11 protein-coding genes are annotated in these 16,009 nt (G+C 70.2%); 7 read left to right on the forward strand and 4 right to left on the reverse strand.

The annotated features are described in order from the left end of the window. Entirely contained in the window at window positions 1-894 is an 894-nt protein-coding gene (locus GTY58_RS31110; protein ID WP_010987373.1) for an alkaline phosphatase family protein, read from the reverse strand. Window positions 895-1,325: 431 nt separating this feature from the next. On the opposite strand from GTY58_RS31110, the gene GTY58_RS31115 reads away from it, so the two are divergent. Further along, window positions 1,326-4,328 carry a bifunctional [glutamine synthetase] adenylyltransferase/[glutamine synthetase]-adenylyl-L-tyrosine phosphorylase gene (locus tag GTY58_RS31115; RefSeq protein ID WP_010987374.1) on the forward strand — a complete coding sequence of 1,001 codons (3,003 nt, stop codon included), beginning with the start codon at window positions 1,326-1,328 and terminating at the stop codon, window positions 4,326-4,328. Here GTY58_RS31115 and GTY58_RS31120 read toward each other — a convergent pair. Continuing rightward, window positions 4,316-5,305, reverse strand: a complete 990-nt coding sequence (locus GTY58_RS31120) for a DMT family transporter (protein WP_010987375.1) — start codon at window positions 5,303-5,305, stop codon at window positions 4,316-4,318. The genes GTY58_RS31115 and GTY58_RS31120 overlap by 13 nt on opposite strands. A 71-nt stretch (window positions 5,306-5,376) precedes the next feature. Here GTY58_RS31120 and GTY58_RS31125 point away from each other — a divergent pair, with 71 nt between their 5' ends. Next, a complete protein-coding gene (locus GTY58_RS31125) occupies window positions 5,377-6,270 on the forward strand; it encodes a LysR family transcriptional regulator (RefSeq protein ID WP_010987376.1) in 894 nt (297 codons plus the stop codon). 431 nt (window positions 6,271-6,701) lie between these two features. Here GTY58_RS31125 and GTY58_RS31130 read toward each other — a convergent pair whose 3' ends face one another. Next, complete coding sequence (locus tag GTY58_RS31130; RefSeq protein WP_037645648.1) at window positions 6,702-7,571, reverse strand: phosphatase PAP2 family protein; 870 nt, start codon at window positions 7,569-7,571, stop codon at window positions 6,702-6,704. A gap of 109 nt (window positions 7,572-7,680) precedes the next feature. Further along, complete coding sequence (locus tag GTY58_RS31135; protein ID WP_010987378.1) at window positions 7,681-8,715, reverse strand: LacI family DNA-binding transcriptional regulator; 1,035 nt, start codon at window positions 8,713-8,715, stop codon at window positions 7,681-7,683. A gap of 455 nt (window positions 8,716-9,170) precedes the next feature. Here GTY58_RS31135 and GTY58_RS31140 point away from each other — a divergent pair, with 455 nt between their 5' ends. The 5 genes from GTY58_RS31140 to GTY58_RS31160 all read left to right on the forward strand — a co-directional run bounded on the left by GTY58_RS31140 (window position 9,171) and on the right by GTY58_RS31160 (window position 16,004). Continuing rightward, window positions 9,171-10,442: an extracellular solute-binding protein gene (locus GTY58_RS31140; RefSeq protein ID WP_010987379.1), complete on the forward strand. Its 1,272-nt coding sequence runs from the start codon at window positions 9,171-9,173 to the stop codon at window positions 10,440-10,442. Window positions 10,443-10,563: 121 nt separating this feature from the next. Next, entirely contained in the window at window positions 10,564-11,568 is a 1,005-nt protein-coding gene (locus GTY58_RS31145) for a sugar ABC transporter permease (RefSeq protein ID WP_010987380.1), read from the forward strand. 19 nt (window positions 11,569-11,587) lie between these two features. Next, complete coding sequence (locus tag GTY58_RS31150; RefSeq protein WP_010987381.1) at window positions 11,588-12,496, forward strand: ABC transporter permease subunit; 909 nt, start codon at window positions 11,588-11,590, stop codon at window positions 12,494-12,496. Between the two features lie 217 nt (window positions 12,497-12,713). Next, window positions 12,714-14,393: a glycoside hydrolase family 13 protein gene (locus GTY58_RS31155; RefSeq protein WP_037645654.1), complete on the forward strand. Its 1,680-nt coding sequence runs from the start codon at window positions 12,714-12,716 to the stop codon at window positions 14,391-14,393. A gap of 228 nt (window positions 14,394-14,621) precedes the next feature. After that, window positions 14,622-16,004, forward strand: a complete 1,383-nt coding sequence (locus tag GTY58_RS31160) for an alpha-amylase family protein (protein WP_010987383.1) — start codon at window positions 14,622-14,624, stop codon at window positions 16,002-16,004. Window positions 16,005-16,009 lie beyond the last annotated feature (5 nt).

The following is a 16,009-nucleotide window of genomic DNA, read 5'->3' on the forward strand; positions in this document are numbered from 1 at the left end:
TCAGGACGTCCAGACGCCGGTGATGTCCTTGCCGGAGGCCGCGTTGCCCGCGTGCGGCAGGCCGTGCATGTCCTCCAGGGTGCGCAGCAGGTCGTAGTGGTTGTACGTGGCCGACGAGGACGAACCCGCCGTCACCTGCTGGCCGTACAGGACCGTCGGGATGCGGTTGCCGCTGAGCCGGTTGTCCTCGTCGAAGGTGACGACGAGCAGGCTGTTGTGCGTCTTGGCCCAGCTCGCGTAGGCACCCAGCTTGTTCTTCAGCCAGGTGTCACCGGTCGCCACCGAGCAGTCGTGCATGTCGCTGCACAGGTTGGGGACGACGAAGGAGACCTGCGGGAGCGTCGTGTAGTCCGTCGGGAACTGCGTGAACGTCTTCGCGCTCGACGTCGGTACGTTGCTGAACCCGAACCACGGGTTGTGCTTGCGCGCGTAGGTGCCGCTGCTGCACGTCGTCGAGCCCTGGCTGGGCAGCGTCTCGTTGTAGCTGGCCCAGGTCTTGCCCGCGGCGAGCAGCTCCGAGGCGAGGTTCGGGGCGGAGGAGAAGCCGGGCGTGTAGCAGCTGTCGTCGGTGACGCCCTGCGTGGAGCCGCTGAACAGGGCGAAGTAGTTGGGCTGGCTCGGGTGGGTCTCGGCGTACGACTGGGAGAGGTTGGCGCCGCCGGTCCTGAGCGAGTTGATGTACGGGGCGCTGGAGGAGTTGATCACCTGGCTGTAGGCGTGGTTCTCGAAGACCACGACGACGACGTGGTCAGGGGACGGGACCGCGGCCGCGGCCGCGGCCTGCGCGGGGGACGAGCCCCCGAACCCGGTCCAGAGCCCGACCGCGGCTGCGGCGAAGGCTGCGGCGGATGCCACGAGGGCACGACTGCGGCGGTACACGTTTCTGCCGGACACTTCGGACCTCCGAGTGGGGGGACGAGGGCGTGAGCGGTGCAGACAGAGCATGCACACGCCAAGATGCCCGCACCCCGCGCTTCCCAACCCGATGGATGAAGACCTGGTGAACTGACGGCCCGGGCCGCCTCGGGTCTCCCCGGGCCACCTCGCCCGAACGGTCTCCGCCCGACGGCAACGGTCCCTGCCCGACGGCAACGGTCCCCGCCCGACGACCACGGTCCCCGCCCGACGACCATGGTCCCGGTCCGGCGGAATCCCCGCACTCCGGCGCGACTCGTCGCCCCCGGCCCCGGCGCTTCCCCCGCCCACTCCGGTTAGGCTCCCTCTCGTAGGACCTTGATCTCGTACGACCTTGATCCGAGGACTCGTACGACCTTGATCCGAGGATCCGAGGGCAGGTACGACGTGGGGCAGACGGGAGGCCGAGGATGACGGCGCCGGGGCGCAGGAGCAGTACCTTCTCGCGGCTGCTGCGGCACGGCTTCACCGATCCGTCGGCCGCCGAGCGGCTGCTGGAGAGCGCCGAGCTGGAGCCCGTCAAGGCCGACCCCGTGCTGCTGGAAGCCCTGGGCGCGACCGCCGATCCCGATCTGGCGCTGCTCGGACTCGTCCGCCTGGTCGAGGCGCAGGACGACCACACCGCCCGCCGGGAGCTCCTCGACACGCTGATCGCGGCCAAACCCCTGCGGGACCGGCTCCTCGGCGTCCTCGGTGCCTCCGCCGCGCTCGCCGACCATCTCGCCCGCCACCCCAGGGACTGGCAGGCACTCGTGACGTACGAGCCACGGGATCTGCACCCGGGGGTGGAGGAATTCGAGCGCGGGCTCGCGGAGGCGGCCGACCCCGTCTCGCTGCGCGTCGCCTACCGACGCTGTCTGCTGTCGATCGCGGCGCGTGACGTGTGCGGCACCACCGACCTCGCCCAGACCGCCGCCGAGCTGGCCGACCTCGCCACCGCCACCCTGCGCGCCGCGCTCCTCATCGCCCGGACCGCCGCCCCCGACGACGCGGCGATCTGCCGGCTCGCGGTCATCGCGATGGGCAAGTGCGGCGGCCACGAGCTGAACTACGTGTCCGACGTCGACGTCATCTTCGTCGGCGAGCCGGCGAACGGCGCCGACGAGGGCAAGGCGGTCCAGGCCGCCACCCGGCTCGCCTCCCACATGATGCGCATCTGCTCCGAGACGACCGTCGAGGGCACCATCTGGCCCGTGGACGCCAACCTGCGCCCGGAGGGCCGGAACGGCCCGCTCGTGCGCACCCTGAGCAGCCACCTCGCCTACTACCAGCGCTGGGCCAAGACCTGGGAGTTCCAGGCACTGCTGAAGGCGCGGCCGGTGGCCGGGGACATCGGACTCGGCGAGGAGTACGTCGCCACCCTCGCGCCCCTCGTCTGGCAGGCCGCCGAGCGCGACAACTTCGTCGCCGACGTGCAGAAGATGCGACGCAGGGTCGTCGCGAACATCCCGGCCGCCGAGATAGAGCGTGAGCTGAAGCTCGGCCCCGGCGGACTGCGAGACGTCGAATTCGCCGTGCAGCTCCTCCAGTTGGTGCACGGGCGAGCCGATGCGTCGCTCAGGAGCGGTACCACCCTGGACGCGCTGAAGGCGCTGGCCGCGGGCGGCTACGTGGGCCGCGCCGACGCGGTGCAGCTCGACGAGGCCTACCGCTTCCTGCGGACCATGGAGCACCGCATACAGCTCTTCCGGCTGCGGCGTACGCATCTCGTGCCCGAGGACGACGCCGACCTGCGGCGCATCGGACGGTCGCTCGGGCTGCGCGCCGATCCGATCACCGACCTGAACCGCGAGTGGAAGCGGCACGCCACCGTCGTACGCCGGCTGCACGAGAAGCTCTTCTACCGCCCGCTGCTCGACGCCGTCGCCCAACTCGCCCCCGGCGAGGCGCGGTTGAGTCCGAACGCGGCACGGGAGCGGCTGGTCGCCCTCGGGTACGCCGATCCGGCCGCGGCCCTGCGGCACCTGGAGGCGCTGGCGTCGGGCGTCACGCGCAAGGCGGCGATCCAGCGGACGCTGCTGCCCGTGCTGCTGGGGTGGTTCGCGGACTCCGCCGATCCGGACGCCGGGCTGCTCAACTTCCGCAAGGTGTCCGACGCGTTGGGCAAGACACCCTGGTACTTGCGGCTGCTGAGGGACGAAGGGGCCGCCGCCGAGAACCTGGCGAGGGTGCTGTCGGCGGGCCGGCTCGCTCCTGACCTGCTGATGCGCGCCCCGGAGGCGGTGGCGCTGCTCGGTGACGGCGACGGGGGCCGGGGTGGGCTCGAGCCGCGCGGGCGGGCTCAGCTGGAGCAGGAGGTCCTCGCCGCGGTCGGCCGGGCCGGGGGCTCCGAACAGGCGGTCACCACCGTGCGCGGGGTGCGGCGCCGGGAGCTGTTCCGCACGGCGGCCAGGGACATCGTCTCCTCCTACGGCACCGAGGAGACACCGGCCGAGGCGGATCAGGGCGCGCTGGTGGACCTGGTGGGCGGTGCCGTCTCGGATCTGACGGCCGCCACCCTCGCCGGGACGCTGCGGGCCGTGGTGCGGGAGGGGTGGGGGGACACCCTGCCGACGCGGTTCGCGGTCGTCGGGATGGGACGGTTCGGGGGGTACGAGCTGGGCTACGGGTCGGACGCGGACGTGCTGTTCGTGCACGAGCCGCGAGAAGGCGTGGACGAACAGGAGGCCGCGCGGGCGGCGAACGCCGTGGTGTCCGAGATGCGGCGGCTGCTACAGATTCCGAGCGCGGATCCGCCGCTGCTCATCGACGCGGATCTGCGGCCCGAGGGCAAGTCCGGGCCGACGGTGCGGACGTTGACGTCGTACGAGGCGTACTACCGGCGGTGGTCGCTGGTGTGGGAGTCGCAGGCGTTGCTGCGGGCCGAATTCGTCGCGGGCGACGAGGAGTTGGGGCAGCGGTTCATCGAGCTGATCGACCCGTTCCGGTATCCCGCGGAGGGGCTCGGGGACGACGCGGTGCGCGAGATCCGGCGGCTGAAGGCGCGGATGGAGGCGGAGCGGCTGCCGCGCGGCGCGGATCCCACGCTGCACACCAAGCTGGGGCGGGGCGGGCTGTCGGACGTCGAGTGGACGGTGCAGCTGCTTCAGTTGCAGCACGGGTGGGTGGAGCCGGGGCTGCGCACGACGCGGACGCGTCCGGCGCTGGCCGCCGCGTGCGCCGCCGGACTTCTCACGGGCGAGGACGCCGCGATACTGGACGAGGCGTGGGTGCTGGCCACGCGGGTGCGCAACGCGGTGATGCTGGTGCGGGGACGGGCGGGCGACACGTTCCCCTCGGACGGGCGCGAACTCGCGGCCGTGGGCCGGTACCTGGGGTACGGGCCCGGACACGTGGGCGACATGCTCGACGACTACCGGCGCATCACGCGCAGGGCCCGCGCCGTGGTGGACGAGCAGTTCTACGGCGCGTGAGGCGCCGCCCCGGTGCGGCGCCGGGCGGACGCGGACGGCACCTCGTCGGCGCCGGTGCGCGAACTCCCGGTTGTCGCCGCCCCGTCGGCGCCGGCAGGTGAACCCCCGCGGGTTCCCACTCCGCGGGTCATCGCCACCCCGGCCAGCACCACCGCCATCCCCGCGAGTACCCGGAGTCCGATGGTCTCGCCCAGGACGAGTGCGCCCAGCGCCACCGAGACCACGGGGAGCAGGTAGCCGACGGTGGCCGCGCTGGTGGGGCCCTCGTCGGCGATCAGGCGGTAGTTGAGGTAGAAGGTGACGCCCGTGCCGAACACACCCAGAACGGTGACGGCGAGCAGAGCTGTCGCGTCGGCGTGCACGGGGCCCGCGGCCGGCAGGGCCAGGGTGCTCCAGGCGGTGGCCATCAGAAGCTGCGCCGCCGAGACGGCCATCGGCGCACCCCGGCCGGTCAGCTTGCGGGCCATGTACGCGAAGGCGACCGCGTAACTCGCCGCCGCGCCGAGCAGGGCCAGGGCGCCCCAGCTCATGAGGCCCGAGCGATGCCACGGGGCGAAGATCAGCAGCGTACCGGCGAAGCCGAGGACGAGGCCGGTCAGGCGGAGCGGGTGCAGCACACGGTCCGTGCCCAGGAGGACGCCGATCAGCAGGGACCACAGGGGAGTTGTGGCGTTCAGGACGCCCGCGACGCCCGAGTCGACCGTCTGCTCGCCGACGCTGAAGAGGGCGAAGGGGACGGCGTTGCAGAGGAGCGCCGCCACGGCGAGTCGGGCCCAGGTGGCGCGGTCCCTCGGGAGGCGCTGGGCGGAGCGCCGGGCCAGCGCCAGCAGGACCAGCGTGCCCAGGGCGCAGCGCGTGATCGTGATCTGGGCGGGGGAGAGGCCGTGGTTCAGGGCGAGTTTGATCCAGAGGAAGCCCGAGCCCCAGAGGAGGGCCAGGGTGCCCATACGGAGTGCGGTCGTGAGCTGCGGTGGCATGTGTTCAGGGTTGGGGATGGCGTTCGTTAGGACAAGTGAAGAGTTTTATACGCTGCGTTAAGCTCTGCTGCATGCTTGATGTGCGACGTATGCAGGTGCTGCGGGCCGTGGTGCTGAGCGGGTCGGTGACCGCGGCGGCCGCGGATCTCGGGTACACCCCGTCCGCGGTGAGCCAGTCGGTCGCGGCGCTGGAGAAGCAGACGGGGACGGAGTTGCTGGAGCGGACGGGGCGCGGGGTGCGGCCCACCGCGGCGGGGCTGTTGCTGACCGAGTACGCGGACGCGATCGGACGGCAGGTCGCCGAGGCCGAGACGGCGCTGGCCGATCTGCGGGCCGGGCGCACGGGGCGGCTCGCGGTGCGGTACTTCGCCACGGCGGGGGCGCCGCTGGTGGCGCCCGCGCTCGCCCGCATGCGGGCCGAACACCCGGGCGTACGGGTCGAGGTGAAGCTGATCGACCCCGAGGACCCGTTGCCCGACGTGAAGGAGGGGCGGGCCGATCTGGCGCTGGTCGTGCGGTCCGGCGAGGCCGGGCATGAGGGGATACGACTGGTGCATCTGCTGGACGATCCGTACCGGGTGGTGCTGCCGGAGGGGCATCGGCTGGCGGACCGGGAGGTGGTCGAGCTGAGCGAGCTGGCCGAGGAGCCGTGGGTGGGGAGCGAGTGGCCGGGGCCGTGCCTGGACGCTCAGCTCGACGCGTGCGCCGCCGCGGGGTTCAGGCCCGGGTTCGTCGTGGAGAGCGGGGACTACCTGACCGCGCAGGGGTTCGTGGCGGCGGGACTCGGCGTGAGCCTGATTCCCCGGCTGGGGCTGGGTGGCCGGCCCGCGGGGGTCGTGGTGCGGGAGGTCCGGGGCCCGGAGCCCGTACGGAGAATCTACGCGGCGGTACGGGAGACGGCACCCCCGCAGCCGGCCCTGCGGGGGCTGCTGGAGGCCCTGCGGGAGGCGGCGGGGGCTCACTGAGAGCCGGGCGGCGCGGTTGCCACGACTCCGGGGCGCGTGGATGGCGGTGCGGGGCGGGGCGGCTGGGGCCCGGGAGCTGCCGCGGCCGGGGGCCGAGTCGGTCCGCTCGCATCGGTTCCCGGCCCGCCCCGCGGGGCCCTCACCCGGACCGGGAAGCCTCAGCGCGGGGGAAGAGCAGCGTGGCGTCGGCGGAACGCGCGGTTGTCACGGACACGAGCGCCGAAACCGCTGTTGTATACGATCGGGGTCCCGCCGGGACGGCGCCTGGCCCCAGGACCACTCGGCGCTGCCGTACCCGCGTGTACCCGGCGACGGCGCTGCCCTGCTCGCCTGTACGCGGCACGCGGCACGCGGCACGCGGTGCGCCGCGGCTGTCCTCGCGTCCCCAGTCGGCGGAGCCCCCCGCCGTCACCCGGACCCGGCCGTCTCCCTCACGTCTCCGCCGGGAGCAGCGGAGCCCCCCGAGTCCCCGGGACCCAGCGCGGCAGCGCATACGGCAGGGTGCCGTACCAGAGGCGGGCCAGCAGGAAGCCGAAGGACAGGCAGAGCATGCCGCCCACCGCGTCCAGCCAGAAGTGGTTCGCGGTGGCGACGATGACCAGCAGCGTCCCCGCGGGGTACAGCAGGCCCAGGATCCGCGCCCACGGAGCCGACGCCAGCGCGAAGATCGTCAGGCCGCACCACAGCGACCAGCCGATGTGCATGGACGGCATCGCCGCGTACTGGTTCGACATGTGCTTCAGGTCGCCCGACGCCATCGAACCCCACGTCTGGTGGACCAGCACCGTGTCGACGAAGGCCGCGCCGTTCATCAGGCGGGGCGGCGCCAGGGGATAGAAGTAGTAGCCGACCAGGGCCACGGCGGTGGTGGCGAAGAGCGCGAGGCGCGCGGCCGCGTACCGGCCCGGATGACTGTGGTACAGCCACACCAGAACACCCAGCGTCACCACGAAGTGCAGCGTCGCGTAGTAGTAGTTCATGCCGACGATCAGCCATGTCACCGAGTTGACCGCGTGATTGACCGAGTTCTCGACGGCGATCCCCAGATGATGCTCGACCCGCCACAGCAGGTCCGCATTGCTCAGCGCCTGCGCCCTCTGCTCCGGCACCGCGTTGCGAATCACCGAGTACGTCCAGTAACTCACCGCGATCAACAGGATCTCGAACCAGAACCGGGGCCGCCGAGGCGCACGCAGCCGGCGCAGGAACCTCTCCTCCGCGCGGTCTCTCGACTCTTCCGCGACGGGCTGTGGATCAGCTGGGTCCCGGCCATCCAGAGTCGTCACGGTCGTCTCACCCATGGGCACAGAGTCTGCCAGAAAAGCGTTCCGGCACCGATCATCCCCTGGTCGGGTCCTGGCCGCATGTTCTACACCCTACGCACCGCTGGAGGGCCGTGAATGCTCCGCCTTACGGACGATTTCGGTCCCCAGGGGCCGATGCCGTCGAACCCCGCACCACCAGCTCCGGCATGAACACGAACTCGCTGTGGGGCGCGGGCGTCCCGCCGATCTCCTCCAGCAACGTACGCACCGCCGCCTGACCCATCGCCGGCACCGGCTTGCGGATCGTCGTCAGCGGCGGGTCGGTGAAGGCGATCAAGGGGGAGTCGTCGAAGCCGACCACCGAGATGTCCTTCGGCACGTCCAGGCCCCGTTGGCGCGCCGCCCTTATCGCACCGAGCGCCATCATGTCGCTCGCGCACACCACGGCCGTGCAGTCGCGGTCCATGAGCGCGGTGGCCGCCGCCTGCCCACCCTCCAGGGTGTACAGGGAGTGCTGGACCAGCTCCCGCTCGACGTCGTCCGGGCTCAGTCCGAGCTGCTCCTGCACACTGCGCACAAAGCCCTCGATCTTGCGCTGGACGGGGACGAACCGCTTGGGCCCGAGGGCCAGCCCGATCCGGGTGTGGCCGAGCGACACCAGGTGGGTGACCGCGAGCGTCATCGCGGCCCGGTCGTCCGGCGAGATGAACGGCGCCTGCACCTTGGGCGAGAAACCGTCCACCAGCACGAACGGAACGCCCTGCGCCCGCAGCTGGTCGTAGCGCTGCATGTCCGCCGAGGTGTCGGCGTGCAGGCCGGAGACGAAGATGATGCCGGCCACGCCACGGTCGACCAGCATCTCGGTCAGCTCGTCCTCCGTCGACCCGCCCGGGGTCTGGGTGGCGAGCACCGGCGTGTACCCCTGACGCGTCAGCGCCTGACCGATGACCTGCGCCAGGGCAGGGAATATCGGATTCTCCAGCTCCGGGGTTATCAGGCCCACCAGGCCCTCGCTGCGCTGCCGCAGACGGACCGGGCGCTCGTAGCCCAGCACGTCGAGCGCGGCCAGTACGGACTGGCGGGTGGTCGCGGCGACGCCCGGCTTCCCGTTCAGGACGCGGCTGACAGTCGCCTCACTGACCCCCGCCTGGGCTGCGATGTCGGCAAGCCGTGTGGTCACAGGGGTGGACTGTACCGGCCGGGTGACGCGTTGCCCACCAACCGGACGCCGAGCGCGAGCGTTCGAGCGGCCGCCTGCGGGTTGCTGCGTCATCGCGCTCCCTCTGATTCCGGTCGGCGTCCCCGCAACGGATGATTCCCGCAACGAAAACGTGTGGCAAGAGCTTGCAGAGTCTTGCACAAGTGTCCGATGCCCCGCTGGAGGGCCGTGTCTCAGGGTTCCCGGGCCTCCGTGATCAGGTCACGGCGGGGTAACTGTCGGCAGACCTTGCACTTTTTTGCTGCAAGGTCTTTCGCGGCGCTTTCATCGCTGTTACGTTCACGTCGCCCGGCGGCCTCCCCCACCCTCGACCTCGTTCGAGCGGGGGATTCCCCTCGGCGCAGCGGCAAGCCGGCAGGAGCGGCGGACGGGACCGTCTCCTCCACCACACCGGCTTTCACCCTCAAGGAGAACTCATGCGGCGTGGCATAGCGGCCACCGCACTGGTGGCGTCCCTCGCCCTCGCGGCGACGGCCTGCGGCGGAGACAGCGGCAGTGACAAGGCGGACGGTCCGGTCACCATCACCTGGTGGGACACCTCCAACGCCACCAATGAGGCGCCTACGTACAAGGCCCTGGCCAAGAAGTTCGAGGCTGCCAACTCGAACATCAAGGTCAAGTACGTCAACGTGCCCTTCGACCAGGCGCAGAACAAGTTCGACACGGCCGCCGGCTCCAAGGGCGCCCCGGACATCCTGCGCTCCGAGGTCGGCTGGACCCCCGCCTTCGCGAAGAAGGGCTACTTCCTGCCGCTGGACGGCACGGAGGCCCTCGCGGACCAGGACAAGTTCCAGGCCAGCCTGATCAAGCAGGCCCAGTACGACGGCAAGACGTACGGCGTGCCGCTGGTCACCGACACCCTGGCGCTGGTCTACAACAAGAAGCTCTTCCAGAAGGCGGGCATCGGCACCGCGCCCAGCACCTGGGACGAGCTGAAGACCGACGCGGCGACGATCAAGAAGAAGACGGGCGTCGACGGCTACTGGGGCTCGACCCAGGCCTACTACGCGCAGACCTTCCTCTACGGCGAGGGCACCGACACGGTCGACGCCACCGCCAAGAAGATCACCGTCAAGTCGGCCGCCGCGGTCAAGGGCTACAAGACCTGGCAGAGCCTGTTCTCCGGCAAGGGCCTGCACAAGGCCGACACCACCGCCGACGCGTACGCCCACATCCAGGACGCGTTCGTCAACGGCAAGGTCGCCGCGATCATCCAGGGCCCGTGGGAGATCACCAACTTCTACAAGGGCTCGGCCTTCAAGACGAAGGACAACCTCGGCATCGCCACCGTCCCGGCCGGTTCCGCCGGCAAGGGGGGCGCCCCGACCGGCGGCCACAACCTCTCGGTGTACGCGGGCTCGGACAAGGCCCACCAGGAGGCTTCGCTGAAGTTCCTGAAGTTCATGACCTCGGCGTCCTCCCAGGAGGCCGTCGCCCTCAAGAACTCCACGCTGCCGACGCGGGACGACGCCTACACCACGCAGGTCAAGTCCGACCCGGGCATCGCCGGCTACCAGGGTGTGCTCGCCGCCGCCCAGCCGCGTCCGGCGCTGCCCGAGTACAGCTCCCTGTGGGGCCCGCTGGACACCGAGCTGCCGAAGATCGCAGGCGGCAAGGAGTCCCTGGACAAGGGCCTGAGCAACGCCGAGCTCGCGATCGCCAAGCTGGTCCCGGACTTCAGCAAGTAAGTCCGTGTGGCCGTCGGATCCTCCCTGAAGGGGGGGAAGGATCCGACGGCCATCGGCCTGTGCCGTCACCGTCCCGGCCGCCACTCCGTAGTGTCGTAGAACTTCCAGAAGGTGTCGAACCATGACAGTCGCCATCGACCGAGCGACCGGCAAGCGTCGCGGTGACCGAGCGCCGCGCCCCGGGCTGGTGCAGCGCGTCAAGAACGGCTACCAGAAGCACTGGTACGCCTACGTGATGATCGCCCCGGTGGTGATCGTGCTTGGCGTACTCGTCGGCTATCCGCTCGTGCGGGGCATCTACCTGACCCTGACCGACGCCAACAGCCTCAACTCGGCCCGCACGATCGGCGTCAACCACATCGACGCCACGTACAAGTTCATCGGGCTGGACAACTACACGGACATCCTGTTCGGGCCGACGGCGTACGACCGTTTCTGGTCTCACTTCCTGTGGACTGTCTTCTGGACGGCCGCCTGTGTGGCCCTGCACTACACCATCGGCCTCGGCCTCGCCCTCATGCTCAACGAGAAGCTGCGGGGCCGCACCTTCTACCGGCTGCTGCTGGTCCTGCCCTGGGCCGTGCCGACCTTTGTCACCGTCTTCTCCTGGCGCATCATGCTCGCCGACTCCGGCGTGCTCAACCAGGTCCTCGGCGCACTTCACCTGCCCCAGCCCCAGTGGCTGGAGGACACCTTCTGGCAGCGGTTCGCCGCGATCATGGTCAACACCTGGTGCGGGGTGCCGTTCATGATGCTCTCGCTGCTCGGCGGCCTGCAGTCCATCGACTCCTCGCTCTACGAGGCCGCCGAGATGGATGGCGCGAACGCCTGGCAGAGGTTCCGCCACGTCACGCTGCCGGGCCTGCGCGCGGTCAGCTCCACCGTGGTCCTGCTCGGCGTCATCTGGACCTTCAACCAGTTCGCCATCATCTTCCTGCTGTTCGGACCCACGGGCGCACCCGACGCCCAGATCCTCGTCACCTGGGCCTACTTCCTGGGCTTCGGACAGCAGCCGCGCGACTTCGCCCAGTCCGCCGCGTACGGCGTACTGCTGCTGTCGATCCTGACCGTCTTCACCTCCTTCTACTTCCGCTGGCTGAAGCGCAATGACCAGCTCGCCGTCTGACGCCGCAGGAGCCGCCCCCATGAGCACGACGACCTTCGAGAAGGCACCGGCCGGACCGGTCTCTGACCCGCAGCCCCGAAGCGGACGGCCCCCCCGGCGGGGCGAGCGCCGCCCGCTTCGCGCCGCCCTCCTGCACGGCGGCCTCGCCGTGGCGAGCCTCATCGCGCTGGCCCCGGTGGCCTGGCTGTTCTTCCTGTCCCTCGGCCCGGACAAGGACGACTATCTGCACCCGGGCAAGATCCTGGGCAAGCTCAGCTTCTCCAACTACAGCTTCGTCCTGGAGAACACCGGCTTCTTCGACTGGTTCAAGTCGACGATGATCGTGGCCCTCGGCACCACCCTCATCGGTGTCTTCGTCGCGGCCACCACCGGCTACGCCGTCTCACGCATGCGTTTCCCCGGCTACAAGCAGCTGATGTGGGTACTGCTGCTCACCCAGGCCTTCCCGATCGCCATCCTGATCGTGCCGATGTACGAGATCTTCGGCCAACTGGGTCTCATCGACACCTACTGGGCCCTGATCGTCATCAACTGCACCACGGCCGTGCCGTACAGCGCCTGGTTGCTCAAGGGCTACTTCGACACCATCCCCTTCGAGATCGACGAAGCGGGACGCGTGGACGGGCTCACCCCCTTCGGCACCTTCTTCCGGCTGATCCTGCCGCTGGCCCGCCCCGGGCTGGCAGTCGCGGCCTTCTACAACTTCATCACCGCCGTCAGCGAGGTCGCGTTCGCGACCACCTTCATGCTGGACGACTCGAAGTACACCTTCGCCGTGGGTCTGCAGACCTTCGTGAGCCAGCACGACGCCCAGTGGAACTACATGGCCGCCACCGCGGTGCTGATCGCGATACCCGTCTCCGTGTTCTTCTACGTTGTGCAGAAGAACCTGGTGACCGGCCTCACCGCGGGCGGAACGAAGGGCTGACCCACCCCCGACGCCCGAAAACTCCCGCGCGCTTCACCGCGCGCGGGTGGCGGCCGCGGTGTCCTCCCCCAAGCATTTCGAGCAGGGGGGAACCCCAGACCCCGCCGGCACCGCGGCCGCCTCACTTCCCGCCCCGTACACCCGCCTATACGACCCGACTCCTCCCCCACTCTCGGCTGCGCTCGAGCGGGGGGACCCCCATCGCATCAAGGACGCCATGAGCCAGCACTCCGCCGACCAGGCCCCGACCTCCGCTCTCGCCACTGTCGCCGCCCACCGCGACTGGTGGCGCGACGCGGTGATCTACCAGGTCTATCCGCGCAGCTTCGCCGACAGCAACGGCGACGGCATGGGCGACCTGGAGGGCGTACGTTCCCGACTCCCGTACCTGCGCGACCTCGGCGTGGACGCCGTGTGGCTCAGCCCCTTCTACGCCTCGCCGCAGGCCGACGCCGGCTACGACGTGGCGGACTACCGGGCCGTCGACCCCATGTTCGGCAACCTGCTGGACGCCGACGCGCTCATCCGCGACGCCCATGAACTGGGCCTGAGGATCATCGTCGACCTCGTCCCCAACCACTCCTCCGACCAGCACGAGTGGTTCAAGCGGGCCCTGCGCGAAGGCCCCGGCTCGCCGCTGCGGGAGCGCTACCACTTCCGCCCCGGCAAGGGGAAGAACGGCGAACTCCCGCCCAACGACTGGGAGTCCATCTTCGGCGGCCCCGCCTGGACCCGGGTCACCGAGCCGGACGGCACCCCCGGCGAGTGGTACCTGCACCTCTTCGCCCCCGAGCAGCCCGACTTCAACTGGGAGCACCCGGCCGTCGGCGACGAGTTCCGCTCGATCCTGCGGTTCTGGCTGGACATGGGCGTCGACGGCTTCCGTATCGACGTCGCGCACGGGCTGGTGAAGGCCGAGGGGCTGCCCGACCTTGGTGCCCACGACCAGCTGAAGCTGCTGGGCAACGATGTCATGCCGTTCTTCGACCAGGACGGCGTGCACGACGTCTACCGCCAGTGGCGCACCATCCTCGACGAGTACGCGGGCGAGCGCATTTTCGTCGCCGAGGCGTGGACCCCCACGATCGAGCGCACCGCCAACTACGTGCGCCCCGACGAACTGCACCAGGCCTTCAACTTCCAGTACCTGGGCACCTATTGGGACGCGGCCGAACTGCGCTCGTGCATCGACCGCACCCTCGACGCCATGCGCCCGGTCGCCGCCCCCGCCACCTGGGTGCTGTCCAACCACGACGTCACCCGGCACGCCACCCGCTTCGCCAACAAGGCCGGCCTCGGCACCCAGATCCGTACGGCCGGCGACCGCCGGCTGGGGCTCCGGCGGGCCCGGGCGGCGACCCTGCTGATGCTGGCGCTGCCCGGCTCCGCCTACCTCTACCAGGGCGAGGAGCTGGGCCTGCCCGACGTCGTGGACCTGCCGGACGAGGTGCGCCAGGACCCCGCCTACTTCCGGGGTGAGGGCCAGGACGGCTTCCGTGACGGCTGCCGGGTGCCGATCCCGTGGACGCGCGAGGGGTCGTCGTACGGCTTCGGCAGCGGTGGCAGCTGGCTTCCGCAGCCCGCGGGCTGGGGCGAGCTGAGCGTGGAGGCGCAGCAGGGCGTCACCGGGTCCACCCTGGAGCTGTACCGCACCGCGCTCGCCGTCCGCAGCGAACGGCCCGACCTCGGCGCCGGCGACTCGGTGACCTGGCTGGAGGCGCCCGCGGGCGTGCTCGCCTTCAGGCGCGGGGAGTTCGTCTGCACGGCGAACACCGGCGCCGCGGCGGTCACGGTCCCCGCGTACGGGAGTGTCCTGGTCGCCAGCGGTGAGGGCACCGTGGTCGGGACCGACGAGGCGCAGCTGCCGGCGGACACCACCGTGTGGTGGGCGGTCTGAGACACCAGCGAGCGGTGCTCCGGTCCTCAGCGGGCCGGAGCACCGTTTTCTGTATGCGGTGGAGGTGTTCCGGCTGCCGGGCGCACCCCGCCCGTAGGCAGCGTGGCGCCACTGAACTGCCCGCGTCAATACGGTAGTTGAAAGTCATTACGACATCTTGCTGAAACTTGTCTGCAAGCGATACGTTCCCTTCCCCCTCACCAGCACGACGAAGTGCAGGAGCATCGCATGGCAAGGAAAGCGCTCGCTGTCTCGCTCGCCCTCGCGGCGGGCCTCACGGTCCCGCCCGCCGTCTCCCCGACCACTGCGGCGGCCTCGCCGCCCGGCACCAAGGACGTCACCGCCGTCCTCTTCGAGTGGAAGTTCGACTCGGTCGCCAGGGAGTGCACCAACACCCTGGGCCCGGCCGGCTACGGATACGTCCAGGTCTCCCCACCCGCCGAGCACATACAGGGCTCGCAGTGGTGGACCTCGTACCAGCCGGTCAGCTACAAGATCGCCGGGCGGCTCGGTGACGCCACCGCCTTCCAGAACATGATCAACACCTGTCATACGGCGGGTGTGAAGGTCGTCGTCGACACGGTCGTCAACCACATGTCGGCGGGCAGCGGCACCGGCACCGGCGGCTCGGCGTACACGAAGTACAACTACCCCGGCCTGTACTCCTCGTACGACATGGACGACTGCACGGCCACGATCACCGACTACACCAACCGCGCCAACGTCCAGAACTGCGAACTCGTCGGCCTCGCCGACCTGGACACGGGCGAGGAGTACGTCCGCAAGACCATCGCGGGCTATATGAACACCCTGCTCGGCTACGGCGCCGACGGCTTCCGTGTCGACGCGGTCAAGCACATACCCGCCGCCGACCTCGCCAACATCAAGTCCCGGCTGACCAACCCCTCCGTGTACTGGAAGCAGGAGGTCATCTACGCCTCCGGCGAGGCCGTCCAGCCCACCGAGTACACGGGCAACGGCGACGTCCAGGAGTTCCGGTACGCGTACGACCTCAAGCGGGTCTTCAACAACGAGAACCTCGCCTACCTGAAGAACTACGGTGAGGGCTGGGGCTATCTGAACAGCTCGGTCGCGGGCGTCTTCGTCGACAACCACGACACCGAGCGCAATGGCTCGACGTTGAACTACAAGGACGGGGCGAACTACACCCTCGCCAATGTCTTCATGCTGGCGTACCCGTACGGCGCGCCCGACATCAACTCCGGCTACGAGTGGTCGGACGCGGACGCCGGTCCGCCGGGCGGCGGCACGGTCAACGCCTGCTGGCAGGACGGCTGGAAGTGCCAGCACGCCTGGCCGGAGATCAAGGCGATGGTCGCCTTCCGCAACGCGACCCGCGGCGAGTCGGTCACCAACTGGTGGGACAACGGCGGCGACGCGATCGCGTTCGGCCGCGGCGCCAAGGGCTATGTGGCGATCAACCACGAGTCGGGCTCCCTCACCCGCACGTACCAGACCTCGCTGACGGCGGGCACGTACTGCAACGTCCAGAACAACACCGGTGTCACGGTCGACAGTTCCGGCCGGTTCACGGCGACGCTCGGCGCCAACACGGCCCTCGCCCTGTACTCCGGCAAGAGCACCTGCTGAAAGTC

It is taken from the genome of Streptomyces sp. SID5469, assembly GCF_009862865.1.
In the GTDB taxonomy this organism is placed as follows: domain Bacteria; phylum Actinomycetota; class Actinomycetes; order Streptomycetales; family Streptomycetaceae; genus Streptomyces; species Streptomyces avermitilis.